Origin of the sequence: Desertibacillus haloalkaliphilus, assembly GCF_019039105.1 — a bacterium.
Classification (GTDB): Bacteria; Bacillota; Bacilli; order Bacillales; family KJ1-10-99; genus Desertibacillus; species Desertibacillus haloalkaliphilus.
On record NZ_JAHPIV010000610.1, the window covers coordinates 1 to 326 of the forward strand.

The following is a 326-nucleotide window of genomic DNA, read 5'->3' on the forward strand; positions in this document are numbered from 1 at the left end:
GAACTGGAAGAGAATGAATCAACAGATCATTATCAAATCACATCCAATCCAGTGCCCGGCAGCCGTCTTCTAGTGATGTCGCCTCATGGCGGGAGAATCGAAGGCGGCGTTAGTGAGATTGTCCATTTTTTTGATAACGATTTTTCTACGTACTTATTTGAAGGTTTTAGAGAAAATGCATCAGAACTTCATATTACAAGTACAAACTTCGATGAACCAATCGGAGTCGCACAGGCAAAAGCACATGATTATGTATTAGCTGTTCATGGATATAAAGGGGAGCCGGGAATTGACCACACCCTTGTTGGCGGAACAGACTATGACCG

General features: G+C 43.3%; 1 protein-coding gene. It reads left to right on the top strand.

Going from position 1 to position 326, the window contains the following annotated elements:
* On the top strand, positions 1-326 hold a 326-nt coding region (locus tag KH400_RS23520; RefSeq protein WP_217228752.1), incomplete at both ends, for a poly-gamma-glutamate hydrolase family protein.